General features: G+C 61.0%; 22 protein-coding genes and 1 pseudogene. 7 read left to right on the forward strand and 16 right to left on the reverse strand.

Going from position 1 to position 23,858, the window contains the following annotated elements; translation table 11 throughout:
- Nucleotides 1–31: 31 nt before the first annotated feature.
- The 5 genes from pyk to gcl all read right to left on the reverse strand — a co-directional run bounded on the left by pyk (nt 32) and on the right by gcl (nt 6,580).
- Nucleotides 32–1,447 (reverse strand): pyruvate kinase, encoded by a 1,416-nt coding sequence (gene pyk, locus HU750_RS23320; RefSeq protein ID WP_186682669.1) that lies wholly within the window; start codon nt 1,445–1,447, stop codon nt 32–34.
- Nucleotides 1,444–2,718 (reverse strand): glycerate kinase type-2 family protein, encoded by a 1,275-nt coding sequence (locus tag HU750_RS23325; protein WP_027592971.1) that lies wholly within the window; start codon nt 2,716–2,718, stop codon nt 1,444–1,446. The genes pyk and HU750_RS23325 overlap by 4 nt, the downstream gene beginning before the upstream one ends.
- 222 nt (nt 2,719–2,940) lie before the next feature.
- Entirely contained in the window at nt 2,941–3,834 is an 894-nt protein-coding gene (locus HU750_RS23330) for a 2-hydroxy-3-oxopropionate reductase (RefSeq protein WP_099428674.1), read from the reverse strand.
- A gap of 91 nt (nt 3,835–3,925) precedes the next feature.
- On the reverse strand, nt 3,926–4,750 hold the full coding sequence (gene hyi, locus HU750_RS23335) for a hydroxypyruvate isomerase (protein WP_186682671.1): 825 nt from the start codon (nt 4,748–4,750) through the stop codon (nt 3,926–3,928).
- Between the two features lie 54 nt (nt 4,751–4,804).
- Nucleotides 4,805–6,580 carry a glyoxylate carboligase gene (gcl, locus tag HU750_RS23340; RefSeq protein ID WP_027592968.1) on the reverse strand — a complete coding sequence of 592 codons (1,776 nt, stop codon included), beginning with the start codon at nt 6,578–6,580 and terminating at the stop codon, nt 4,805–4,807.
- A 257-nt stretch (nt 6,581–6,837) separates the two neighbouring features.
- Here gcl and HU750_RS23345 point away from each other — a divergent pair, with 257 nt between their 5' ends.
- Nucleotides 6,838–7,278, forward strand: a complete 441-nt coding sequence (locus HU750_RS23345) for a GlcG/HbpS family heme-binding protein (protein ID WP_099428677.1) — start codon at nt 6,838–6,840, stop codon at nt 7,276–7,278.
- A 128-nt stretch (nt 7,279–7,406) separates the two neighbouring features.
- Here HU750_RS23345 and HU750_RS23350 read toward each other — a convergent pair whose 3' ends face one another.
- Nucleotides 7,407–8,018 (reverse strand): TetR/AcrR family transcriptional regulator, encoded by a 612-nt coding sequence (locus HU750_RS23350; protein WP_099428678.1) that lies wholly within the window; start codon nt 8,016–8,018, stop codon nt 7,407–7,409.
- A gap of 130 nt (nt 8,019–8,148) precedes the next feature.
- Here HU750_RS23350 and HU750_RS23355 point away from each other — a divergent pair, with 130 nt between their 5' ends.
- Complete coding sequence (locus HU750_RS23355; RefSeq protein ID WP_186682673.1) at nt 8,149–9,063, forward strand: DUF808 domain-containing protein; 915 nt, start codon at nt 8,149–8,151, stop codon at nt 9,061–9,063.
- 129 nt (nt 9,064–9,192) lie between these two features.
- Here the strand turns inward: HU750_RS23355 and HU750_RS23360 are convergent, their stop codons facing one another.
- The 7 genes from HU750_RS23360 to puuE all read right to left on the reverse strand — a co-directional run bounded on the left by HU750_RS23360 (nt 9,193) and on the right by puuE (nt 16,131).
- On the reverse strand, nt 9,193–9,975 hold the full coding sequence (locus HU750_RS23360) for an outer membrane protein OmpK (RefSeq protein ID WP_027592962.1): 783 nt from the start codon (nt 9,973–9,975) through the stop codon (nt 9,193–9,195).
- Nucleotides 9,976–10,328: 353 nt separating this feature from the next.
- A complete protein-coding gene (locus tag HU750_RS23365; protein WP_085272528.1) occupies nt 10,329–11,114 on the reverse strand; it encodes an outer membrane protein OmpK in 786 nt (261 codons plus the stop codon).
- A gap of 143 nt (nt 11,115–11,257) precedes the next feature.
- Complete coding sequence (locus HU750_RS23370; RefSeq protein ID WP_027592960.1) at nt 11,258–12,613, reverse strand: nucleobase:cation symporter-2 family protein; 1,356 nt, start codon at nt 12,611–12,613, stop codon at nt 11,258–11,260.
- 163 nt (nt 12,614–12,776) lie between these two features.
- Complete coding sequence (locus HU750_RS23375; RefSeq protein WP_027592959.1) at nt 12,777–14,093, reverse strand: urate hydroxylase PuuD; 1,317 nt, start codon at nt 14,091–14,093, stop codon at nt 12,777–12,779.
- Between the two features lie 43 nt (nt 14,094–14,136).
- Nucleotides 14,137–14,640 carry an ureidoglycolate lyase gene (locus HU750_RS23380; RefSeq protein ID WP_027592958.1) on the reverse strand — a complete coding sequence of 168 codons (504 nt, stop codon included), beginning with the start codon at nt 14,638–14,640 and terminating at the stop codon, nt 14,137–14,139.
- A gap of 49 nt (nt 14,641–14,689) precedes the next feature.
- Nucleotides 14,690–15,205 carry a 2-oxo-4-hydroxy-4-carboxy-5-ureidoimidazoline decarboxylase gene (uraD, locus tag HU750_RS23385; protein ID WP_027592957.1) on the reverse strand — a complete coding sequence of 172 codons (516 nt, stop codon included), beginning with the start codon at nt 15,203–15,205 and terminating at the stop codon, nt 14,690–14,692.
- Entirely contained in the window at nt 15,205–16,131 is a 927-nt protein-coding gene (gene puuE / locus HU750_RS23390; RefSeq protein ID WP_027592956.1) for an allantoinase PuuE, read from the reverse strand. Before puuE ends, uraD begins: the two co-directional genes overlap by 1 nt.
- Before the next feature lie 375 nt (nt 16,132–16,506).
- Here puuE and uraH point away from each other — a divergent pair, with 375 nt between their 5' ends.
- The 3 genes and pseudogenes from uraH to HU750_RS27235 all read left to right on the forward strand — a co-directional run.
- On the forward strand, nt 16,507–16,860 hold the full coding sequence (gene uraH / locus HU750_RS23395; protein WP_027592955.1) for a hydroxyisourate hydrolase: 354 nt from the start codon (nt 16,507–16,509) through the stop codon (nt 16,858–16,860).
- 182 nt (nt 16,861–17,042) lie between these two features.
- A complete protein-coding gene (locus HU750_RS23400) occupies nt 17,043–17,819 on the forward strand; it encodes an RHS repeat-associated core domain-containing protein (RefSeq protein WP_186682675.1) in 777 nt (258 codons plus the stop codon).
- 252 nt (nt 17,820–18,071) lie between these two features.
- Nucleotides 18,072–18,276 (forward strand): annotated as a pseudogene (locus tag HU750_RS27235) (IS5/IS1182 family transposase); the annotation flags it as partial.
- 59 nt (nt 18,277–18,335) lie between these two features.
- Here HU750_RS27235 and HU750_RS27435 read toward each other — a convergent pair.
- Nucleotides 18,336–19,076 carry an RHS repeat-associated core domain-containing protein gene (locus HU750_RS27435; protein WP_339549969.1) on the reverse strand — a complete coding sequence of 247 codons (741 nt, stop codon included), beginning with the start codon at nt 19,074–19,076 and terminating at the stop codon, nt 18,336–18,338.
- Between the two features lie 158 nt (nt 19,077–19,234).
- Entirely contained in the window at nt 19,235–20,584 is a 1,350-nt protein-coding gene (locus HU750_RS23415; protein ID WP_186682682.1) for a solute carrier family 23 protein, read from the reverse strand.
- 281 nt (nt 20,585–20,865) lie between these two features.
- On the opposite strand from HU750_RS23415, the gene HU750_RS23420 reads away from it, so the two are divergent.
- Entirely contained in the window at nt 20,866–21,621 is a 756-nt protein-coding gene (locus HU750_RS23420; RefSeq protein ID WP_186682684.1) for a GntR family transcriptional regulator, read from the forward strand.
- A 236-nt stretch (nt 21,622–21,857) separates the two neighbouring features.
- Complete coding sequence (aqpZ, locus tag HU750_RS23425; protein WP_027592952.1) at nt 21,858–22,556, forward strand: aquaporin Z; 699 nt, start codon at nt 21,858–21,860, stop codon at nt 22,554–22,556.
- Here aqpZ and guaD read toward each other — a convergent pair.
- Entirely contained in the window at nt 22,553–23,857 is a 1,305-nt protein-coding gene (gene guaD, locus HU750_RS23430) for a guanine deaminase (RefSeq protein WP_186682686.1), read from the reverse strand. The genes aqpZ and guaD overlap by 4 nt on opposite strands.
- Nucleotide 23,858: the final 1 nt, after the last annotated feature.

Genomic DNA, 23,858 nt, shown 5'->3' on the forward strand with positions numbered 1-23,858 from the left:
GCGAAAGGGGCGCAAAGCGCCCCCAGCGGTTTCAGACCAAGGTCTCGATCCGCAGCGTATTAGTCGAACCCGGCTTGCCGAAAGGCACACCGGCGGTGATCAACAGCGTGTCCCCGCGGCTGGCCATGCCTTGCGCCTGGGCAATTTCCAGGGCGGTCGAGCAGATTTCGTCAACCTGACGCAGGCGGTCGTTGACCACCGAATGCACACCCCAGGCCACGCTCAGGCGGCGCGCTGTGTTCAGGTTCGGCGTCAGGTTGAGGATCGGCGCCCGTGGTCGCTCGCGCGCGGCACGCAGCGTCGAGGCGCCCGACTCGCTGTAGTTGACCAGCACCGCCACCGGCAGAATGCCGCTGATACGGCGGATCGCGCAGCTGATGGCGTCCGATACGGTGGCTTCGGCTTTGGGCCGGCCAACGTCGAGCTGGGCCTGGTAGTCGGGGCCGTTTTCCACTTGGCGGATGATCTTGCTCATCATCTGCACGGCTTCCAACGGGTAGTCACCCGACGCAGTCTCGGCCGACAGCATCACCGCATCAGCACCCTCGGCCACAGCGTTAGCCACGTCGGTGACCTCGGCGCGGGTGGGCGCAGGCGAGAAGCGCATGGATTCGAGCATCTGCGTGGCCACCACCACCGGTTTACCCAGCTGGCGGCAGGTGCCGATGATGCGCTTCTGGATCTGCGGCACGCTTTCGGCGGGTACTTCCACGCCCAGGTCACCGCGGGCCACCATGATCGCGTCTGCCAGTTCGGCGATTGCCTGCAGCTGTTCGACCGCCGAGGGCTTCTCGATCTTGGCCATCAGGTAAGCACGGTCGCCAATCAGCTGGCGCGCCTCGACGATGTCTTCAGGGCGCTGCACGAACGACAGGGCCACCCAGTCCACGCCCAGCTCCAGGCCGAAGGCCAGGTCGCGGCGGTCCTTCTCGGTGAGCGGGGAGAGGTCGAGCACCGCTTGCGGCACGTTGACGCCCTTGCGGTCGGACAACTCACCGCCGTTCAGCACGGTCGTGTCGATGGCGTCGTCGTGCTTGGCGGTCACGCGCAGGCGCAACTTGCCGTCATCGAGCAGCAGGTCCATGCCGGGTTCCAGCGCAGCGATGATCTCTGGGTGCGGCAGGTTGACCCGGCGGCTGTCGCCCGGTGCCGTGTCCAAGTCCAGGCGCAGTGCCTGGCCACGTTGCAGTTGCACCTTGCCTTCAGCAAAACGGCCCACGCGCAGCTTTGGCCCTTGCAGGTCCATGAGGATGCCCAGCGGGTAGTTCAATTGCTGCTCGACTTCGCGGATCCACTGGTAGCGCAGGGCATGGTCGGCGTGCTCGCCGTGGCTGAAATTGAGGCGGAAGATGTTCACCCCGGCTTCGACCAGTTGGCGGATGTCGTCGATGCCGTTGATCGCAGGGCCGAGGGTGGCGAGGATTTTGACTTTTTTATCAGGCGTCATGATTGCGGAGTCTCGAGGATCAGAATGGCGCGGAAGTCGTTGACGTTGGTGCGTGTCGGCTCGGTGACGATCAACGCATCGAGCGCGGCGAAGTAGCCGTAGCCGTTGTTGTTGTCCAGCTCGTCACTGGCCGACAGGCCCAAGGCTTCGGCGCGGGCATAACTGCAAGGGGTCATGAAGGCGCCAGCGTTTTCTTCGGAGCCATCGATGCCGTCGGTGTCGCCGGCCAGCGCGTACACGCCCGGCAGGCCCTTGAGGTTTTCGGTGAGGCTGAGCAGGAACTCGGCATTGCGCCCGCCGCGGCCGTTGCCGCGTACGGTGACGGTGGTTTCGCCACCCGACAGGATCACGCAAGGTGCCTTGAGCGGCTGGCCGTGCAGAACGATCTGCCGGGCAATGCCAGCATGCACCTTGGCCACTTCACGCGACTCGCCTTCCAGGTCGCCCAGAATCAGCGGGCTGAAGCCAGCCTGGCGCGCTTTGACGGCGGCGGCTTCCAGCGACTGCTGGGGCTTGGCGATCAGTTGGAAATGGCTGCGGGCCAGGGCCGGGTCATCGGCCTTGACGGTTTCCGAGGCTGGGTTGTTGAGCCAGTCGATGACGGCCTTTGGCGCTTCGATGTTGTACCGCTTGAGGATGGCCAAGGCGTCGGCGCGGGTGCTTGGGTCGGCGACGGTGGGGCCGGAGGCGATGACCGTGGCCAGGTCGCCCGGTACATCGGAAATGGCATAGGTGTAGACCGTGGCCGGCCAGCAGGCCTTGGCCAGGCGGCCACCCTTGATCGCCGAGAGGTGCTTGCGCACGCAGTTCATCTCGCCGATGGTGGCGCCGGACTTGAGCAGCGCCTTGTTGATGTGTTGCTTGTCGGCCAGGGTCAGGCCCTCGGCGGGCAGTGCCAGCAGTGCCGAACCACCGCCAGAGAGCAGGAAGATGACACGGTCGTCTTCGTTCAGGTTGCTGACCAGCTCCAGCACGCGCTTGGCCACGGCCAAGCCGGCAGCATCAGGGACCGGGTGAGCGGCTTCGACCACCTCGATTTTCTGGCAGTTGGCGCCGTGGCCGTAACGGGTGACGACGAGGCCGGACACTTCGCCCTGCCAGCTTTTCTCGACCACTTCGGCCATGGCGGCTGCGGCCTTGCCGGCGCCGATGACGATGACCCGGCCGCTACGGTCGGCGGGCAGGTAGGGTTCGAGGACTTGGCGCGGGTGGGCGGCGGCGATGGCTGTGTCGAACAGCTCGCGAAGAATTTTTTGCGGATCGACCGACATGGCAGGCTCCCAAATTATTGTTGTTCTGCAGAATCGAAAACGCCCCTGGAACTGCCTCCGTGCAGGCCGAACCAGGGGCGGGTGTTGCTCGGTGTTGGGTCAGAGACCCTGGGGGCGCTTTGCGCCCCTTTCGCGACACAAGGCCGCTCCTACCTGAGACCGCGATCCCTGTAGAGCGGCCTTGCGTCGCGAAAGGGCTGCAAAGCAGCCCCCAAATTCAGCTTACTTGTCGTCGCGGATCGAGAAGTTGGCCATGTGCTCCAGGCCTTTGATCAGCGCCGAGTGGTCCCAGTTGCCGCCACCCAGGGCCTGGCAGGTGTTGAACACTTGCTGGGCGTTGGAGGTGTTGGGCAGGTTGATGCCCAGTTCCTTGGCGCCTTGCAGGGCCAGGTTCAGGTCCTTCTGGTGCAGGTTGATGCGGAAGCCTGGGTCGAAGGTGCCTTTGATCATGCGCTCGGCGTGCACTTCGAGGATTTTCGACGAAGCGAAGCCACCCATCAGTGCTTCACGAACCTTGGCTGGGTCGGCGCCGTTCTTGGCGGCGAACAGCAGGGCTTCGGCAACCGCCTGGATGTTCAGCGCAACGATGATCTGGTTGGCCACCTTGGCGGTCTGGCCGTCGCCGTTGCCACCCACGCGGGTGATGTTCTTGCCCATGGCTTCGAACAGCGGCAGGGCGCGCTCGAAGGCCTTCGGGCAGCCACCGACCATGATGCTCAGGGTCGCGGCCTTGGCGCCGACTTCACCGCCGGACACCGGGGCGTCCAGGTAGGCGGCGCCGGTGGCTTTGATCTTCTCGGCGAAGGCTTTGGTAGCGGTCGGCGAGATCGAGCTCATGTCGATCACGACCTTGTTCGGGCCGACACCTTCGGCCACGCCGTTCTCACCGAACAGGACGGCTTCCACCTGCGGGGTGTCGGGGACCATGACGATGATGAATTCAGCTTCCTGGGCCACTTCTTTCGGGTTGGCCAGGGCCACCGCGCCAGCGGCGATCAGGTCGGCCGGGGCGGCGTCGTGGTGGGTGGAAACGAACAGGCTGTGACCTGCTTTTTGCAGGTTCTGAGCCATGGGCTTGCCCATGATGCCGGTGCCGATAAAGCCGATTTTAGCCATGATAAATGTGCCTCTTTATAGTTGTTGATACCTAATCGCGGGGCTGCCACAAAACCCTGTGGGAGCGGGCTTGCCCCGCGAATGCGGTCGGTCAGGCAATGGAGGTGTCTTTGCGGGCGCTTTCGCGGTACAAGCCCGCTCCCACATGGGTCTTCAGCCAGCCCAGGCCCGCTTCAGTGGTGGTCAGCGGCTTGTACTCTGCGCCCACCCAACCCTGGTAGCCGATGCGGTCCAGGTGCTCGAACAGGAAGCGGTAGTTGATCTCGCCGGTGCCTGGCTCGTTGCGGCCTGGGTTGTCGGCCAGTTGGATGTGGTTGATCAGTTTCAGGTTGGCTTCCATCGTGCGAGCCAGGTCACCTTCCATGATCTGCATGTGGTAGATGTCGTACTGCAGGAACAGGTTGTCGCTGCCGACTTCGGCCTGGATTTCCAAGGCTTGCTTCGTGGTATTCAGGTAGAAGCCTGGGATGTCGCGGGTGTTGATCATTTCCATGACCAGGCGGATGCCGGCGGCTTTCAGTTTTTCGGCGGCAAACTTCAGGTTGTCGACGAAGGTCTTGCGCACGTCGGCGCATTGCAGGCCTTGCGGGCGGATGCCGGCCAGGGCGTTGACCTGGGTGTTGCCAAGGACCTTGGCGTATTCGATGGCCTTGTCGACACCGGCGCGGAACTCTTCAACGCGGTCGGGGTGGCAGGTGATGCCACGCTCGCCTTTGGCCCAGTCGCCGGCCGGCAGGTTGAACAGCACCTGGGTCAGGCCGTGCGCATCGAGCTGCTGCTTGATTTCGGCGGCGCTGAAATCGTACGGGAAGAGGTATTCGACGCCGCTGAAACCAGCATCGGCGGCGGCCTTGAAGCGGGCCAGGAAGTCCTGTTCGGTGAACAGCATGGACAGGTTGGCAGCGAAGCGAGGCATGAGTTGTCTCCTTGCGATGAAGGCCCCCAGGGCATGCCTGGGGGCGTCAGGCGATCAGTCCAGCATCGAGATGGCGGTTGGCGCGTCGTTACCGACCAGGGCCAGGTCTTCGAACTCGTTGACCGCGTTGATCTCGGTGCCCATGGAAATGTTGGTCACACGCTCGAGAATCACTTCAACCACCACCGGCACGCGGAACTCTTCGGCCATCTTCTGCGCCTTGAGCAGGGCAGGGGCGATCTCGCCTGGCTCGAATACGCGGATGGCCTTGCAGCCCAGGCCTTCGACCACGGCGACGTGATCGACACCGTAGCTGGCGGCGTCGCTGGAGTTGATGTTCTCGAACGCCAGTTGTACACAGTAATCCATGTCGAAGCCACGCTGCGCCTGACGGATCAGGCCGAGGTAGGCGTTGTTCACCAGCACGTGGACGTACGGCAGGTTGAACTGCGCGCCGACTGCCAGCTCTTCGATCATGAACTGGAAGTCATAGTCACCCGACAGGGCGACCACTTTGCGCGATGGGTCGGCCTTGACCACACCCAGTGCGGCAGGGATGGTCCAGCCCAGCGGGCCGGCCTGGCCGCAGTTGATCCAGTGACGTGGCTTGTACACGTGCAGGAACTGCGCGCCGGCGATCTGCGACAGGCCGATGGTGCTGACGTAGGTGGTGTCCTTGCCGAACACTTGGTTCATCTCTTCGTACACGCGCTGCGGCTTGACCGGCACGTTGTCGAAGTGGGTCTTGCGCTGCAGGGTGGCCTTGCGCTCCTGGCAGTCTTCCAGCCAGGCCTTGCGGCACTTGAGCTTGCCAGCGGCTTTCCACTCGCGGGCCACTTCGAGGAACACATCCAGCGCCTTGCCAGCGTCCGACACGATACCCAGGTCTGGGGTGAATACGCGGCCGATCTGGGTCGGTTCGATGTCCACATGCACGAACTTGCGGCCTTCGGTGTAGACGTCGACGGAGCCGGTGTGGCGGTTGGCCCAACGGTTACCGATACCGAACACCAGGTCGGATTTGAGCAGGGTGGCGTTGCCGTAGCGGTGCGACGTCTGCAGGCCGACCATGCCGACCATCAGGGCGTGGTCGTCCGGGATGGTGCCCCAGCCCATCAGGGTCGGGATGACCGGTACACCGGTCAATTCAGCGAACTCGACCAGCTTGTCGCTAGCGTCGGCATTGATGATGCCGCCGCCTGCCACCAGCAGTGGGCGCTCGGCGTCATTGAGCATTGCCAGGGCTTTTTCGGCCTGTACACGGGTGGCGGATGGCTTGTTGACGGCCAGCGGCTCGTAGGCGTCGATGTCGAATTCGATTTCAGCCATCTGCACGTCGAACGGCAGGTCGATCAGCACAGGGCCTGGGCGGCCGGTGCGCATTTCATAGAAGGCCTTCTGGAACGCGTAAGGCACTTGGCCTGGCTCCAGCACGGTGGTCGCCCACTTGGTCACCGGCTTGACGATGCTGGTGATGTCGACGGCCTGGAAGTCTTCTTTGTGCAGGCGTGCACGCGGGGCCTGGCCAGTGATGCAGAGAATTGGGATGGAGTCGGCCGACGCACTGTACAGGCCGGTGACCATGTCGGTGCCGGCAGGGCCGGAAGTGCCGATGCACACGCCGATGTTGCCTGGGTTGGCACGGGTGTAGCCCTCGGCCATGTGCGAGGCACCTTCAACGTGGCGAGCGAGGACGTGATCGATGCCACCGACTTTTTTCAGGGCCGAGTACAGCGGGTTGATGGCAGCCCCTGGGATGCCGAACGCGGTATCTACACCTTCACGGCGCATGACCAGAACGGCTGCATCGATTGCTCTCATTTTGCTCATGGGTTGTGCCTCATCGATTTTGTAATTGTATACAACTTGCTGTGCGACAGAGTGTATTCACGCCTGTGCGCTTAGGTCAATGGATTTTCATCGGGGAGAATGGCTTTCGTCGGAGCGCCCGTGAAAACGGCGTTCTGTCGGATCGAGTACGATCGTTTTAAAATATTGTATACAAAAATATCTTCTGTTGTGTTCTATTTGCGCTATTGGTTTTCAACTGCCCTTAGGGCTTCTCACAACAAGAAGAGGACCTTTTCATGAACGTTCTGAACCTGAAAGTCGCGGTAAGCCTGGTCAATGCTGCGCTGGCGGCAGGCCGCCAGATCAACGCTGCGCCGTTGACTGTGGCGGTGCTGGATGCGGGCGGGCACTTGCTGGCGCTGCAGCGCGAGGATGGCGCTAGCCTGATTCGGCCGGAAGTAGCTACCGGTAAGGCCTGGGGGGCGATTGCCCTGGGCAAGGGCTCACGCTTGTTGGCGCTGGATGCGCAGCAACGGCCGGCGTTTTTTGCCGCCTTGAATGGGCTGGGGGAGCGGCCGGTGGTGCCGGCACCGGGGGGGGTGCTGATTCGTGATCAGGACGGCAAGGTGCTGGGTGCGGTGGGGATCAGCGGGGATACGTCGGATATCGACGAGCAATGCGCAATCAGTGCGATCGAGGAAGTTGGGTTGAAGGCGGATGCGGGGGTGGCTGCATAAGGCTTTAGATTGCTGGGGCCGCTTTGCGGCCCAATCGCGACGCAAGGCCGCTCCTACAAGGGACCGCGTAACCCCTGTAGGAGCGGCCTTGTGTCGCGATGGGCTGCAAGGCAGCCCCACTGGCCCTATCAGGCCGCCTCAGGCTCACAGCCCTTGAGCACCAGCCGAATGATGGTCTCGGCCGCCGCGTCATAATCACTCTCAGCCAGCTTGGCCTTGCCCGTCACCGCCGAAATCTGCCAATCGAAATCGGCATAGGTCTGGGTCGCCGCCCAGATGCTGAACATCAGGTGATGCGCATCCACATTGGCGATCTGCCCGCGCTCGATCCAACCCTGGATGCACTCGATATTGTGCCGTGCCTGCTCGTTGAGCTGCTCCACCTGGTTGGGCGACAAATGCGGCGCACCGTGCATGATCTCACTGGCAAACACCTTGGAGGCATGCGGCAAATCGCGGGAAATGCGGATTTTCGAGCGAATGTAGGCACTCAGCACTTCTTTAGGGTCACCGTCAGCATTGAACGGCGTCGAGGCCTGCATGATCGGCGCGATGATGCTCTCCAAGACCTCGCGGTAGAGGTTGTCCTTGGATTTGAAGTAGTAATACACGTTCGGCTTGGGCAGGCCGGCCTTGGCCGCGATATCGCTGGTCTTGGTGGCGGCGAAGCCCTTGTCGGCGAATTCCTCGCTGGCCGCGCGCAGGATCAATTCCTTGTTGCGCTCGCGAATGGTGCTCATTGTCAGGGATCTTCCTCGTGTCTGGCCACCTCTAAGAGGGATCGGGCATGTTAGCACCGCGGCTGAAGGGCGCTCAAGGCAGCGACTTTCGGCTAGACTCCGGCACATTCATTTCACGGGAAACAGGCACATGGCAGGAAGCAGTCTACTGGTACTGATCGACGATATCGCCACGGTACTCGACGACGTGTCGTTGATGACCAAGGTCGCGGCGAAAAAGACGGCCGGCGTGCTGGGGGACGATTTGGCGCTCAATGCCCAGCAGGTGACCGGCGTGCGCGCCGAGCGCGAGATCCCCGTGGTCTGGGCGGTGGCCAAGGGCTCGTTCGTCAACAAGGCGATCCTTGTGCCGGCGGCGTTGCTGATCAGCGCCTTCATCCCGTGGGCGGTGACGCCGTTGCTGATGGTCGGTGGCGCGTACCTGTGCTACGAGGGGTTCGAGAAGCTGGCGCACAAGTTCTTGCACAGCAAGGAAGAGGACAGCGCGCAGCATGAGGCCCGCAAGGAGGCCGTGGCCGACGCCAGTGTCGACCTGGTCGCCTACGAGAAGGCCAAGATCAAGGGTGCGGTGCGCACCGACTTCATCCTGTCGGCCGAGATCATTGCCATCACCTTGGGGATCGTGGCGGATTCGCCGCTGCCCCAGCAGATCATCGTGCTGTCGGGCATCGCCGTCGTCATGACGGTTGGCGTTTACGGGCTGGTGGGCGGCATCGTCAAGCTCGATGACCTGGGCCTGTGGATGACCCAGAAAGCATCCAAATTATCCCAGGCGGTCGGTAAAGGCATCCTGCGCGCCGCGCCCTACATGATGAAGAGCCTGTCGGTGATCGGGACTGCGGCGATGTTCTTGGTCGGCGGCGGGATTCTGGTGCATGGCATCGCGCCCCTGCATCATGCGATCGAGGCGTTCAGTGAAGGGCGCGGTGGGGCGCTGACCGGGGCGCTGCTCAATGGGGGCGTGGGGATTGTCGCGGGGGCCGTGGTGCTTGCCGTCGTCGCTGTGGCGGGCAAGTTGTGGCGGGCGGTAAAGCCAGCTACCTGATGTGTGTGGCCGGGGCAAAGCCCCGGATCGCCAGCAAGCCGGCCCCACAGATACCCCGCCTAACTCAGGCGTGGCGCCATCTCTGTAGGAGCCGGCTTGCCGGCGATGGGCTGCAGAGCAGCCTCACGATCAGAAGTGTACTTTTACCAAGAAGCTCGCCGTGTTTTGGTCAGTGGTAAAGGCATCGGAATCCTTGATGCCGTACTTGTTCTTCCAGTAATCGTACTCAAAACCTACATACAGCTGCTTCTCACCCAGGTGCAATGCTTTGCCCAGGTCATATTTGACCTGTGGGTTGAAGTGCAGGTTGGCTTGGTAGGTGCCGCGACGGTTCTCGTCGTTGTCCACGACCCAGTCCATGAAGCCGTCGATGAGGATGTCGGACGAGCCCACTGGAATGGTGTAGGACCAGACCGGGGTAATCTGCCAGACGTTGTCACCCGCGCGGCTGCCGTCGGTGGTGCGCTGGTAGAAGTTCAGCTGGAAGTAGTCGAAGCCTGGGATGTCCAGGTCGAAGCCCGGGCCGATCAGGTAGGACTCGGTATCACCCTCGCCGAACTCGTAGGTCATCGCCAGCAGCACGTCCTTGACCGGGCCGAACGCCAGCTTCTGGTCGAAGATCTTGCCAAACGACAGGCGTGGGCTGATTTCACCGTAGTAGGTGTTGGGGCCGTTACCCGCGTCTTTCTTGCCTTGGTAGAAGATCTTGTCGACGAAAATGAAGTTGTCGCCGTACTTCCAGCCATCGGCGTGCTCGAAGGTCACGGTTTGCTGGATCTCGGGGTTGACCTTGAAGTTCTTGCCCCACAGGTAGGTGAGGCTGTTGTTCTGCCACTGCAGCAGGTCGCCGCCGAAGGTGGTGCCGCAGGCCAGCAGGCCGCCGGCGAGGATCAGGCTGTTGATGGTACGCATTGCGAGTGTCGCTCCCTTGATTGATCTGTTGTCAGCGCTCGGTGTTGGCGCTGTTTTTGTCTTTTGAGTCAGCTTTTTTCGATAGGCCACAGCTGTTTGGCAAGAGCTGAGCCAACTTTTCCGGGCTGGCACAACCTTCCTGCTCGACTTCGTTCTGAACGGATGAAAAGGGTCTTTCAGGCTGGCAACACGTTGGCCAACCGCCCGTATTCATTGACTGAGCGGTCAGTAAACGCAGGCAGAATCCGTTCTGCCCTGATCGAGGGGGCGCGCAGATTACTGGCTTGCGCGCCGGTCCTCAAGTGCTCCGTCCTGGAGCGGTGTGAATCAAACTTGTGCGTTTGGTCAGGTTATTAGAAATGGACTTTGATCAAGGCGCTTGCAACGCTCTGGTTACTGTCCACATTGCCACGGCTGTCGATGCCGTATTTGTCCTTCCAGTAGCTGTATTCAAAGCCCACGTACAACTGCTTGGCACCCAGGTTCAGCGCCTTGCCCAGGTCGTACTTGACCTGCGGGTTGAACTGCAAGTTGGCGTGGTAGGTGCCACGGCGGGTCTGGTCGTTGTCCACGACCCAGTCCATGTAGCCGTCGATGAGGATGTCGGACCTGCCCACGGGAATGGTGTACGACCAGGCCGGGGTGATCTGCCAGACGTTGTCGCCGGGGCGGCTGCCCTCGGTGTTGCGCACGTAGAAGTTCAAGGTGAAGTAGTTGAAGCCGGGGACGGCCAGGTCGAAGCCGGGGCCGATCAGGTAAGCCTCGTTGTCGCCTTCGCCACGCTCGTAGGTCATGGCGATGAGCACGTCTTTGATCGGGCCGAATTCGAATTTATGGCCGGTCATCTTGCCAAGCGACAGGCGTGGGCTGAACTCACCGTAGTAGGTGGTCACGCCTTTGCTGCGGTCGGCCTTGCCGTTGTAGAAAATCTTGTCGACGAACATGAAGGTGTCGCCGTACTTCCATTTGTTGGCGTGCTCGAACGTGATGGTCTGCTGAATATCAGGGTTGACCTTGAAGTCCTTGCCGTACAGGTAGCTCAGGCTTTCGCCGTGCCATTGCAGCCATTCGCCTGCATGCGAGGGGAGGGTGGCCAGCAGGCTGCTGCCCAATAACAGGGACGTGGTGATGCGCTTCATGTCGTGATTCCCGGACTTATTGTTTTTGTTGGCGGTTTTTTTAGCGCGCAGGGGCGCCCCGAGCGGCCCATTCCGGCGGGCCGACGGTGTAGCGGTTACTGCGGGTGTGAGTCAGGGGCGGCCATTGCGCCGCCCCCTCTGGCTCAGTGCTGGTGACAGGCGTCGTTATGCGCCGCGCGGTCGGCACCCCCGAGGATGTTGAACAGCACGTTCAACACCAGGGCGCTTACCGTGGCCATGGCGATGCCACTGTGGGTGATCGGTTCCATCCACTGCGGCATCTGTGCGAAGAACTCCGGGCGTACCACGGGGATCAGCCCGAAACCGACACTCACCGCAACCAGCAGCTGGTTGCGACGGTCGCCGATGTCTGCTTCTTGAAGGATCTTGATCCCGGTGGCGGTGACCATGCCGAACATGGCGATGGACGCGCCGCCCAGTACCGCAGGCGGGATCGAAGCAATCAGGAAGGCCGCTTTGGGCAGCAGGCTGAGCAGGATCAACAGCGCGCCGGCCACCACGGTGACGTAGCGGCAGCGTACCCCGGTCATCTGCACCAGGCCGATGTTCTGGGCGAACGAGGAGTGGGTGAAGGTGTTGAAGAAGCCCGCGACAAACGACGCGCCGGCATCGCACAGCAGGCCGCGACGCAGCATGCCAGGCGTGACTTCACGATCGGTCACCTTGCCCAGGGCGAGGAACATGCCCGTGGACTCGACGAAGATGATCACCACCACCAGGCACATCGACAGGATCGGTGCCAGGCTGAAGGTCGGCATGCCGAAGTGCAGTGGGGTGACCACTTGCAGCCACGGTGCGTCTTTCAGGCCGGTCAGGTCGACCATGCCGATGGAGCCGGCCAGGATGTAACCCAGGCCCATGCCGACCAACACCGAAACGTTGACCCAAAAGCCACGCATGAAGCGGTTGATGAGCAGGATCACGGCCAGTACCAGGCCTGCGACCATCAGGTAGATGGGCGAGCCGAAGGCTTCTGCCTCATGGCCGCCACCGGCCCAGTTGACCGCGACCGGGAACAGCGACAGGCCGATCGAGGTGATGACGGTACCGGTAACCAGGGGCGGGAAGAAGCGTACGACCTTGGACATGAACGGCGCGATCAGCATGCCGAAGAACCCGGCGGCGATGGTCGCGCCGAAGATCCCCTGCAGGCCGACGCCGGGCATGCCGGCCATGGCCACCATGCTGCCGACGGCAGCGAAGCTGGCGCCCATCATCACGGGCATGCGGATGCCCACCGGGCCGATACCGAACGACTGGATGATGGTGGCAACGCCTGCGACCAGCAGGTCGGCGTTGATCAGGAAGGCGACTTCTTCACGGGACAATCCGGCGGCTTGGCCAATGATCAAAGGCACGGCAATCGCGCCTCCGTACATCAACAGCACATGTTGCAGGCCTACCAGGATCAGTTGGAACAGGGGCAGAGGCTGACGCGGCGGCGCAACGGGAATGTACGCCTTGCGTGACTCGGACATGCAGCACCTCGAGTTTTGTTTTTATTCTCGGATCCAAGCGCCAGGCTGCAGGCCTGGGCGCTCGATGCTTGCTAGTTGCGTATTGCCTTGAAACAGAGGCCGGACAGGCCGGCCTCTTCGCGGGTAAACCCGCTCCCACCGGGAGCGGTGTGTGCCCGATGGGTCAGTTGACCGGGGCGCCTTTGGCGATCCAGTCACCGACGAGCTTGCGCTCTTCGGTGGTCATCTGGGTGATGTTGCCCAGCGGCATGATCTGGCTGGCGACCGCTTGCGCCTGGATGCGCGCGGCTTGTGCCTGGATCTGCTGCGGGGTGTCGAACATCACGCCGGCAGGGGCGGCGCTGAACAGTGGGCTGGTCGGCTTGGACGAGTGGCACACGGTGCAGCGTTCCTGGATGACATTGTGGATCTTGTCGAAGCTGTCGCCGCTTGCCTGGGCAGTGGCTGGCGCCGGTGCCGCAGGGGCTTCGGCGGGCTTGCTGGCCTCCTCGGCGCGCAGCTCGGCAGCCGTCTTGCCGCCGACGGCGGTGGCGGGCAGCGGCTGGTACTCGATCTTCGCGGCGGCTTGCTCAGGGCTGACGGCCATCGGCTTGGGGCCGGTGACGTAGGCCAGGCAGATCATCGCCAGAGCGCCGACGGGCAGGGTCCAGGCGTACTTGCTGCTGTCATGGCGGGTGTTGAAGTAGTGACGGATCAATACCGCCGCCACTGCAATGCCGGCCAGGATCAGCCAGTTGTACTGGCTGCCGTAGGTGCTCGGGAAGTGGTTGCTGATCATGATGAACAGCACCGGCAGGGTGAAGTAGTTGTTGTGACGCGAACGCAGCAGGCCTTTGGCCGGCAGGCGTGGGTCAGGCGTGGTGTTGTTCTCGATTGCAGCCACCAGCTGGCGCTGGGCCGGCATGATGATGCGGAACACGTTGCCGACCATGATGGTGCCGATGATCGCGCCGGTGTGCAGGTATGCGCCACGGCCGCTGAATACCAGGCTGAAGCCCCAGCACGCAGCGATGATCAGCACGAACAGCACGCCACCCAGCAATGCCGGGCGCTTGCCCAGCGGCGAGTCGCAGAGCAGGTCGTAGATGAACCAACCGGCCACCAGCGAACCGATACCAATGGCCACGCCCTCGGCACCGCTCAGGGTGCTGCCAGGGGCCAGCAGGTACAGGGTCGGGTTCCAGTAGAACACCACGCACAGCAAGGCGATACCGGACATCCAGGTGAAGTAGGCTTCCCATTTGAACCAGTGCAGGTTCTCGGGCATTTTCGGGGGTGCCAGCTTGTACTTTTCAAGGTGGTAGATACCACCGCCGTGGATGGCCCAAAGGTCACCCGACAGCCCGTCACGCGGATTGCTCCGGTTCAGGTTGTTTTCCAGCCAGACGAAGTAGAACGATGCACCGATCCAGGCGACACCGGTGATCATGTGAACCCAGCGAATGCTCAGGTTCAGCCATTCGTGAAGGTGTGCTTCCACAGTATGTACCTCTGCCGATCACCTTACGATGATCGACCTTTTCTTATTGGTGGGGATTGAGGATCAGCATCTGTTCCTCGGTGAAGTAATGCTCATCGCAGTTGTTGCCAGAACCACTGCGATCAACCACCAGGAAATCATCCCGCTTTTCGATCGTAAGCACCGGGTGGTGCCAAACGCCGCGATGGTAATTGATGCCCTGCCTGCCGTTACTGCGGAAGGCGCGGACCAAGCCTGATACAGGTGCATCGCCAACGGGCGCGACCACGATCAGAAAGGGGTTGCCGAGCAGCGGGATGAAAGCCTGGCTGCCCAGCGGATGGCGTTCCAGCATGCGTACGGTCAGCGGCATGTCCAGCGCGTCGGCGCGGAAGATGCTGATGATCGCTTTGTCTTCAGGCTCGGCGGTTTCGACCGTGGCGAGCTTGTGAAAGCGCATGGTCGAGCCGTTGTTGATCATGAAGTGGTCGCTGCCATCGGTTTCGATCACGTCACCGAAGGGGGCGAAGGCTTCTTTGGTCAGGGGCTCGATCATCAGGGTGCGCATGCGGTTATCTCTTCTATTGTTCGTTTTCTGAATGAGGTTCGGCTGTTGCTTACAGCTGCAGCAGACGGAACAGGGCGATCAGGTTGATCTGCGCCAGGGCTTCCTTGAATTCGGCATCCGCGTCGTTGTGGATGCGTTTCTCGAAAGCGGCGAGAATCTGGTGCCGGTTGCTGCCCTTCACGGCCATGATGAAGGGGAACTGGAACTTGGCCTTGTAGGCGTCGTTGAGTTCGGTGAAACGGGCGAACTCTTCGGCGGTGCACTGGTGGATACCGGCGCCGGCCTGCTCGTTGGTGCTCGATTCGGTCAGCTCGCCCTGGATGGCGGCTTTGCCGGCCAGGTCCGGGTGAGCGTTGATCAGCGCCAGCTGGTCGGCGTGGTTGGCGCTGAGCAGGATGTCGCTCATGCGCTGGTGCAGCACTTCGATCTCGTCCAGCTCGCTCAGGTTGCCCAGGCCATAGGCTTTTTCAGCGACCCACGGCGAGTGCTCGTAGATGTCGGCAAAGGCGGCGACGAAGGCGTCGCGGCCCAGGGTCGATGGCGTGAGGGTCTTGAAAGCGGTCATCAGGCGTTCTCTTTCTTGTACGGGTGGGTGGTGTGCCAGTGGCGGGCGATGTCCGCGCGACGGGCGAACCAGACCTGGTCATGGCTCTTGGCGTAGTCGACGAAGCGCTTGAGCGCGGCCAGGCGCGCCGGGCGGCCGACCAGCCGGCAGTGCAGGCCGATGGAGAGCATCTTCGGCGCTTCGGCGCCTTCGGCGTACAGCACATCGAAGGCGTCCTTGAGGTACTGGAAGAACTGCTCGCCGCAGTTGAAGCCTTGTACCTGGGTGAAGCGCATGTCGTTGGTGTCCAGGGTGTAGGGGATCACCAGGTGCGGCTTGCCGGTGGGGTTGTTCGGCTCCCAGTAGGGCAGGTCGTCGTCGTAGGTGTCGCTGTCATAGAGGAAACCACCTTCCTCCATCACCAGGCGGCGGGTATTCGGGCCGGTGCGGCCGGTGTACCAGCCCACAGGGCGCTCGCCGGTCAGTTCGGTGAGGATGCGGATGGCTTCGAGCATGTGCTCGCGCTCTTGGGCCTCGTCCATGTTCTGGTAGTCGATCCAGCGGTAGCCGTGGCTGCAGATCTCGTGGCCGGCTTCGACCATGGCGCGGATCACATCCGGGTGGCGCTGGGCGGCCATGGCCACGGCGAACACGGTCAGCGGAACGCCGCTGTCCTTGAACAGCTTGAGCAGGCGCCACACGCCGGCACGGCTGCCATACTCGTACAGCGACTCCATGCTCATGTTGCGTTGGCCCTGCAACGGCTGGGCGGCGACCATCTCGGACAGGAAGGCTTCGGACTCTTTGTCACCGTGCAGGATGTTGCGCTCGCCACCTTCTTCGTAATTGAGGACGAAAGACAGGGCAATGCGGGCGTTGCCCGGCCATTGCGGGTGAGGTGGGTTGTTGCCGTAACCGATCAGGTCGCGAGGATAGTCAGCGCTCACTGCAGTCTTCCTTCTTGTGTGTTAGTGCGGGGTGGGCGGGCCGCGTCGGTATGTCGCACCACCGGATGGGCTGATTGTATACAACTTCTGAAATCTTTTGTAAGCCTGTTTTTCCGCATTTCTTCCCTTTTGTCGCCTGAGAATCCCTTGCAATAAACCTGCCTGATTGGTCAGCTAATGACGTTGCCCTCGGCACGGTGCCTGTATTTGCGACTGTTGGCGGGTTTGCCTGGGCCGCGACGGATGGGTTCAAAAAATTGTGTACAATTTGGCGATGGAATGTCTTAATAACGTCATTCCCGCACATCGCAGGCCGGTTGGCGTGATGATGGCCGTGTATTTTTTGCCCACAGATTGAACAAGAGGCGACAAGCAATGGGACGTTTGACCACACACGTACTGGATGCCGCGCATGGCTGCCCGGGCAGCTCGATCAAGGTCGAGCTGTACCGTGTCGAAGGCCAACAGCTGGAGCTGGTGAACACCGCCCTGACCAATAGCGATGGCCGTGTTGATGCGCCGTTGCTGCAGGGTGACGATTACCGCACGGGCGTTTACCAGTTGCAGTTCAGCGCTGGCGATTACTACCGCGCTCGCGGTGTGCAACTGCCGGCCCAGGCGTTTTTGGATGTTGTCGTGCTGCGCTTTGGCATCGACGAGAAACAGGAGCATTACCACGTGCCGCTGCTGATCTCGCCGTACAGCTATTCGACCTATCGCGGAAGCTAGTTGGTCGCTAGAAGAATCTTCGTAGGTCCTTTGGCCCGCTCTCACACTGGCGGGCTTTTTTTCGTCTGGTGTATTTAATTTCTCAGGTGGAATCAACCGCGCGACTGATATTTTTGTCAGTAGATTCTTGCAGGTGCGTTAGGGATGATCGGGTTTTCCGTCGCACTTGAGGATGTGGTCTGATGGACACAAGAAATGCGTATTCGCCCTATGGTTACCGAAGCGCCAAAACGGCGACGGCCGGAGCTTTAGGCTTCAATGGTCAGTTTTTTCATGCTGCGCTGGAGTGCTATGCACTGGGAAATGGGCACCGGATATACAACCCTCGCATGATGCGATTTATCAGCCCAGATGCCTTAAGCCCTTTCCTCAAAGGCGGCATCAACGCTTATACTTACTGCCTGAACGACCCTGTCAATGGGCTGGATCCCAGTGGGAAAACGGCTTTATTTAAGACCGCAGTTCAGGGGGCTGATCGTTTAGCGACTCTGGCAGCCAGCTATCTTAAGTTTTCTGTTCGGGACGGGATGTTCACGAATCTTCAGCACTGGCTTCTTGGCGATGAGATGTCGTACGCGAAGCTAGCAGTAAAGGCAAGCTACATCACCTATCGCGAGATGGAGAGCAAAGCCAGCTTCTCCCAGCTCAATCCGTCAAAAGCACACAAGTTCGTATTCACGACTGAGCGAAAAGTCGTGGTTTTCAGCGGTCCGGTAGGCGGAACTATGCCGAGTCATGCCAGTCTCGGAGAATATTCAGGGCTGGGTTACGGCACAAAAGGTCTTGGCGAGAAAGCTATCAGCGCCGGTTATATCATTAGAGACAAAGAGGGTAATATATCTATTAATAATCATTCTGGCCACTTTCAGCCTGATTTAGAAAGCCTGAACCTCGTGAAGGAACATCTGAATAAGCTCGGAGTCGACGTAACACTCATACGTACTGGGTTCTCCACGTAATCCCGAGAAACCAATCAGTGCCCCTCGGGGGCTGAATTTTTGTGGAGTTTCCAGCCATCTACGGAGAGGAATTCTGCGATGGCAACGCGTTACGAACTCTCGGATGATGCTTGGGCTGTGTTTGCTGATCTCTTCAGCGAAAGCCGTGGCCGGGGGCGCCTGAATGACCGGTTGAAGTTCGATGGCATGCTCGGGTGCAATGCTCGGTTGCTGCCTGGCGAGAAATGCCGGGTCGCTTTGGTCCATGGCTATAACAGGGGCTACAATGCCGAAGCGCTATGCCGCTACTTCGACCAATATCGAATGTAACCGGTCATTCCGCTGTGCTCGATGAGCGCAAAGGCTGGCTAAAAGAAAACCGCCGGATCGTGATACGCGTCGACAAACTCGCGAAATCTTTGCTGCTATGGTCCCGCTGGATAGTTCCATGCGGTGTTTGCGACATCTCTTTTCGTAAAGAGACTAGAAGAATCTTCTATGGTCCTTCGGCCTGCTCTCACAACTGGCAGGCTTTTTTTATTGACGTACGTCGCCGACTGGAACCCTGAAAATCGCTCCCGATTTGTTGGCTATGTGATCCAGAGCTCCTGAAATCAATGTAGCGCTGGCATTGAACAAGAACCCGGTCGCCGCTGCCGGATCTCCGGTCTGCGCAAGTTGCAGCGCCCAGCCGACGGTGCTATGTAAATGCAGGGTGGTGTTGCTGTCCTCTGACCACGTTCCTTCTGTGTAGTAAGCGGCTTGTGTTGCTGAAAGTGCGCCATCACCGTGTGATCCCAGATTTTCGTTCACCCGGTTCACCGCGTTGTTGAAAGGTTTGTCAGCCTTGTTCGCGTTTCTCCAGAGGTTATATCGGTGCTCCGGGAAATTTTCAGGCGGTATCGGTCCGCGAGTGAGTGCTCGCTTGCTGGTCGTGATGACTTCACTGATGAAGTCACGGCCCTTTATTGCTCCCCCGACAATCCCTCCTCCTGCCAGCAGTTCAATAGCGGTTTTGAGCGGTAGGGAGATTCTGCCGCTCGGGTCTGTACGATTGACCGGGTCTGATTCGCAGTACGCATAGCTGTTCAAGCCACCTTTGTCGAAAGGGCTAAACTTGTCGGGGCTAAAGAATCTCATCAGGATCGGGCTGTACATACGATGGCCGTTACCCAGTGGATAAAGGCCGGTAAGCCCATCTTGAAACTCGCCATTGAAGGCCAATAGGCTTTGACCAGACGTGCTTTGGCCAAATGGGGTATAGATACGTTTGTGCACTGAGCTGTCTCCAGCGGTTGCGCTAACGGTGTAGTTGTAACTTTGTATCAAATATCAATTTTCCGCGCACCTGGCAATAATATCAGGGAGAAGCTGTTAATGTGTGGTGAAGGACATTACAAAGGGCGCCGAGGCGCCCTTTGTTGGTGTTGTGAAGGTCAGAGGAATATGAATTTGGCAATGAAAATCGCACACAGCACCCACAGGCTGGCCGAGATTTCCTTGTACTTGCCAGTCCCCGCCTTCAGCGCCACATAGGTAATGAACCCCAGGGCAATACCGTCCGCGACCGAGAAGGTCAGCGGCATCATGATCACCGTGACGATCGCCGGAATGCTGTCGGTGGCTTCGTCCCAGTGGATGTGGGCCATGCTGCCCATCATCAGCATCGCTACATAGATCAGCGCACCGGCAGTGGCATAGGCAGGAATCATCCCCGCCAACGGCGCGAAGAACATCGCGGCGACGAACAGCAGGCCGACCACGACGGCAGTCAGGCCCGTACGGCCACCCGCCGCAACCCCCGCAGCACTTTCCACATAGCTGGTCACAGGCGGCACGCCGACCACGGCACCGAACACGCTAGAAGCACTGTCGGCCTTCAACGCCCGCGACAGGTTTTCGATGCGGCCATCCGCTGCCACCAGGTTGGCGCGTTGCGCCACGCCCATCAGGGTGCCGGCGGTGTCGAACATGTGCACGAACAGGAACGCCAGCACCACGCTGATCATGCTGACGTTGAACACGCCGGCCACGTCCATCGCCATCCAGGTCGGTGCCAGGCTCGGCGGCATCGACATCACCCCGCCAAATTTCACCAGGCCCAGGCCCCAGCCGGCCAGGGTGACGCCGATGATGCTGATCAGGATCGCGCCGAACACCCGCTTGTAACTGAGGATGGCAATCGACAGGAAGCACACCGCCGCCAGCAGTGGGCCGGGTTCATGCAGCGAACCGAGCTTGATCAGCGTGGCCGGGCTGTCGACGATGATGCCTGCAGTCTTGAGGCCGATCAGCCCGAGAAACAATCCGACGCCGGCCCCCATTGCATGGCGCAGGCTCACCGGGATGCTGTTGAGCAGCCATTCGCGCACTTTTGACAAGGTCAGGAACATGAACAGCACACCCGAGACGAACACCGCGCCCAGTGCCGTTTCCCAGTTGTAGCCCATGGTGCCGACCACGGTGTAGGTGAAGAACGCATTCAGGCCCATGCCGGGCGCCAGGCCCACCGGCCAATTGGCGTACAGGCCCATCAGCAGGCAGCCCAGCGCGGCGGCGATGCAGGTGGCGACGAACGCCGCGCCGTGGTCGATGCCGGCGTCAGCCATGATGTTGGGGTTGACGAAGATGATGTACGCCATGGTGATAAAGGTGGTCACCCCGGCGATCATTTCGGTTTTGACAGTGCTGCCATGTTGCTTGAGTTTGAAAATCCGCTCCAGCCAGCTCGTTTCGAGCGGTGGGGCGAGATCCAGCGTAGGGGCTTCGGATTTGCGGCTTTCCACAGCGGGTACTCCTCAAGTCTTTCTTGTTGTTTTGGAGCCATTGTCCTGCGCTTGCACTTGGCGGCTCCGCGAGGGAAGGCAGACGTCTGACCGTTTTGTTGACTTATGGGTCAGGAAGTTGCACGGTGGATTATGCTTTTGTGTACAAAGAAAGCAAATAATGTTTTATCTTTTGTGTGCGCAATGCGCAGTACAACGGCTATATAGGTAAAAGGCCACCTGCAGAAACGGCTCAGCCTGTGTACAATGGCGCCATACTTTCCTTCGTGCCTCGAGAGCCCATGAACGAACAGCTGCAACCTCTGAAAAAACCTGTGCGCGCTGGCAAGGCCGGGCGCAGCGGTACCCAGGACGACATCGTCTACGCGCATATTTTCGAGGCGATCCTCGAACAGCGTCTGGCGCCGGGCACCAAGTTGAGCGAGGAAGCGCTGGGCGAGATCTTTGGTGTCAGCCGTACCATCATCCGTCGCGCCCTGTCGCGCCTGGCCCACGAAAGCGTGGTGCTGCTGCGGCCCAACCGCGGTGCGGTGGTGGCCAGCCCGACGGTGGAAGAGGCACGCCAAGTGTTCTTCTCGCGGCGCATGGTCGAACGCGCCATCACCGAACTGGCCGTGCAGCACGCTACCCTCGATCAGCTCAACGAGCTGCGTCAGATGGTGCGTGAGGAGCGTGACAGTTTCTCCCGTGGTGACCGCGGCGCGGGCATCCGCCTGTCTGGCGAATTCCACCTGAAGCTGGCCGAGGCGGCGGGTAATGCGCCGTTGGTCAGTTTCCAGCGCAGCCTGGTGTCGCAGACCTCGCTGATCATTGCCCAGTACGAAAGCGGCAACCGCTCGCATTGCTCGTACGACGAGCACATGCAGCTGATCGATGCCATCGAGGCGCGTGACGCCGAGCAGGCGGTAAGCCTGATGATGCATCACATGGACCACATCGACAGCAAGCTGAACCTGGACGAAGAAAGTGCCTCGGACGATCTGCATGCGGTGTTTTCGCATCTGTTGAAAAAGCCCAAGGTTGCTGCCAAGGGTTGATCGTTTGCTTGTATGAACGAGGGGGCCGCTTCGCGCCCCATTCGCAGCACAAGGCTGCTCCTACAGGGGTTACGCGATCCTTTGTAGGAGCAGCCTTGTGCTGCGAATGGGGCGCGAAGCGGCCCCTGGTCGTTACTGGCCATAAACCAAACGTCTGCTAAATTCTTGTGAGCAAACCTTCATCAAGCAGTTGGGCTTGCGCATTCGTTGCGTTCAACTTCTTGAGGAAAGGGTTCATGAGCATGTCCCTCGGTACACGCATGGGGGCCGAACTGATCGGCACCTTCTGGCTGGTCCTCGGTGGCTGTGGCAGTGCGGTAATCGCAGCCAGTTCTCCGCTCGGCATCGGCGTTCTCGGTGTCGCCTTCGCGTTCGGCCTCACTGTCCTGACCATGGCGTTCGCCATCGGTCACATCTCTGGCTGTCATCTCAACCCCGCCGTGTCGTTCGGGCTGGTGGTGGGCGGGCGCTTCCCCGCCAAAGAACTGCTGCCCTACGTCATCGCCCAGGTGATTGGCGCCATCCTTGCGGCAGCGGTGATCTATTTCATCGCCAGCGGCAAGGCCGGTTTCGAGCTGTCGTCGGGGTTGGCGTCTAACGGCTACGCCGATCACTCGCCCGGCGGCTATTCGCTGGGGGCGGGGTTTGTCAGTGAGGTGGTGATGACGGCGATGTTCCTGGTGGTGATCATGGGGGCCACCGATGCCCGCGCCCCGGCAGGCTTTGCGCCGATTGCCATCGGCCTGGCCCTGACCCTGATCCACCTGATCTCGATCCCGGTGACCAATACCTCGGTCAACCCCGCGCGTAGCACGGGGCCGGCACTGTTCGTCGGTGGTTGGGCCCTGCAGCAGCTGTGGCTGTTCTGGCTGGCGCCGCTGATCGGGGCAGCGATCGGCGGCGCGTTGTACCGGGGCCTGGCGAAAGAGCCTTAGCGCTGGTGCACGCAACGCCCAGCGGCGTAGGTTTCGCGCACGGTGCGGTCATCGCCCAGGGTGGTGAGCACGAACAGGGTCTCTTCGATGCTGTTGGACTGCTGAATACGGTAGTCCATCAGCGGCGTGGCCTTGTAGTCGAGCACCACGAAGTCGGCATCGTTGCCGGCGCGCAGGCTACCAATGCGGTCGTCCAAGCGCAGTGCGCGGGCGCCGCCGAGGGTGGCCAGGTACAGCGACTTGTACGGGTGCAGGCGTGCGCCCTGCAGTTGCATGACCTTGTACGCCTCGTTCAGTGTGTTGAGCAGCGAGAAGCTGGTGCCGGCGCCCACGTCGGTGCCCAGGCCAACGTTGACCTTGAAGCGCTCGGCCTGGGGCAGGTTGAACAAACCGCTGCCCAGGAACAGGTTGGAGGTCGGGCAGAAGGCCACGGCCGAGCCGGTTTCGGCCAGGCGCTGGCACTCGTCGTCGCACAGGTGCACGCCGTGGGCGAACACCGAGCGCTCACCCAGCAGCTCGAAGTGGTCATAGACGTCCAGGTAGCCTTTCTGCTCGGGGAACAGCGACTTGACCCAGTCGATTTCCTTGAGGTTCTCCGACAGGTGCGTGTGCAGGTACACGCCCGGGTGCTCCTTGAGCAATTGGCCGGCCAGGGTCAGTTGCGCTGGGGTGCTGGTCGGTGCGAAACGCGGGGTGACCGCATAGTGCAGGCGGCCCTTGCCGTGCCAGCGCTCGATCAGTGCCTTGCTTTCGGTGTAACCAGACTCGGCCGTGTCGGTCAGGTAATCAGGGGCATTGCGGTCCATCATCACCTTGCCGGCGATCATCCGCAGGTCGAGCCGTTCGGCTTCTTCGAACAAGGCGTTGACCGACTCCGGGTGCACGCTGCCGAACACCAGGGCCGTGGTGGTGCCGTTGCGCAGCAGTTCCTTGAGGAAGATTTTCGCGACCTGGTCGGCGTGGCCCTTGTCGGCGAACTGTTTTTCGCACGGGAAGGTGTAGGTGTTGAGCCAGTCCAGCAGCTGTTCGCCGTAGGAGCCGATCATGCCGGTCTGTGGGAAGTGAATATGGGTATCGATGAAGCCCGGGGTGATCAGGGCATCCTGGTAATGCACCACGTCGATACCGGCATCCAGGGTCGGCAGCAGCTCGCTGGCGTGGCCGATGGCGCTGATGCGGCCATCGTCGACCACCAGCAGGCCGTCTTCGTAGTATTCATGGGAGGCCTCCAGGCCGACCTCGGCCGGGTCGGCGATGCTGTGCAGGATGGCGGCACGGTAGGCTTTGCGGGTTGCGGTCATA

It is taken from the genome of Pseudomonas sp. SWRI50, assembly GCF_014269095.1.
Classification (GTDB): domain Bacteria; phylum Pseudomonadota; class Gammaproteobacteria; order Pseudomonadales; family Pseudomonadaceae; genus Aquipseudomonas; species Aquipseudomonas kermanshahensis.

Coding starts and splice junctions, on each gene's coding strand:
- gcl (WP_027592968.1), bottom strand. CDS start 6,580: ATGAGCAAAATGAGAGCAATCGATGCAGCCGTTCTGGTCATGCGCCGT.
- HU750_RS23325 (WP_027592971.1), bottom strand. CDS start 2,718: ATGTCGGTCGATCCGCAAAAAATTCTTCGCGAGCTGTTCGACACAGCC.
- aqpZ (WP_027592952.1), top strand. CDS start 21,858: ATGAGCATGTCCCTCGGTACACGCATGGGGGCCGAACTGATCGGCACC.
- guaD (WP_186682686.1), bottom strand. CDS start 23,857: ATGACCGCAACCCGCAAAGCCTACCGTGCCGCCATCCTGCACAGCATC.
- HU750_RS23330 (WP_099428674.1), bottom strand. CDS start 3,834: ATGGCTAAAATCGGCTTTATCGGCACCGGCATCATGGGCAAGCCCATG.
- HU750_RS23350 (WP_099428678.1), bottom strand. CDS start 8,018: ATGAGCACCATTCGCGAGCGCAACAAGGAATTGATCCTGCGCGCGGCC.
- HU750_RS23420 (WP_186682684.1), top strand. CDS start 20,866: ATGAACGAACAGCTGCAACCTCTGAAAAAACCTGTGCGCGCTGGCAAG.
- uraH (WP_027592955.1), top strand. CDS start 16,507: ATGGGACGTTTGACCACACACGTACTGGATGCCGCGCATGGCTGCCCG.
- uraD (WP_027592957.1), bottom strand. CDS start 15,205: ATGACCGCTTTCAAGACCCTCACGCCATCGACCCTGGGCCGCGACGCC.
- pyk (WP_186682669.1), bottom strand. CDS start 1,447: ATGACGCCTGATAAAAAAGTCAAAATCCTCGCCACCCTCGGCCCTGCG.
- hyi (WP_186682671.1), bottom strand. CDS start 4,750: ATGCCTCGCTTCGCTGCCAACCTGTCCATGCTGTTCACCGAACAGGAC.
- HU750_RS23380 (WP_027592958.1), bottom strand. CDS start 14,640: ATGCGCACCCTGATGATCGAGCCCCTGACCAAAGAAGCCTTCGCCCCC.
- HU750_RS23370 (WP_027592960.1), bottom strand. CDS start 12,613: ATGTCCGAGTCACGCAAGGCGTACATTCCCGTTGCGCCGCCGCGTCAG.
- HU750_RS23365 (WP_085272528.1), bottom strand. CDS start 11,114: ATGAAGCGCATCACCACGTCCCTGTTATTGGGCAGCAGCCTGCTGGCC.
- HU750_RS23360 (WP_027592962.1), bottom strand. CDS start 9,975: ATGCGTACCATCAACAGCCTGATCCTCGCCGGCGGCCTGCTGGCCTGC.
- HU750_RS23355 (WP_186682673.1), top strand. CDS start 8,149: ATGGCAGGAAGCAGTCTACTGGTACTGATCGACGATATCGCCACGGTA.
- HU750_RS23345 (WP_099428677.1), top strand. CDS start 6,838: ATGAACGTTCTGAACCTGAAAGTCGCGGTAAGCCTGGTCAATGCTGCG.
- HU750_RS23400 (WP_186682675.1), top strand. CDS start 17,043: ATGGACACAAGAAATGCGTATTCGCCCTATGGTTACCGAAGCGCCAAA.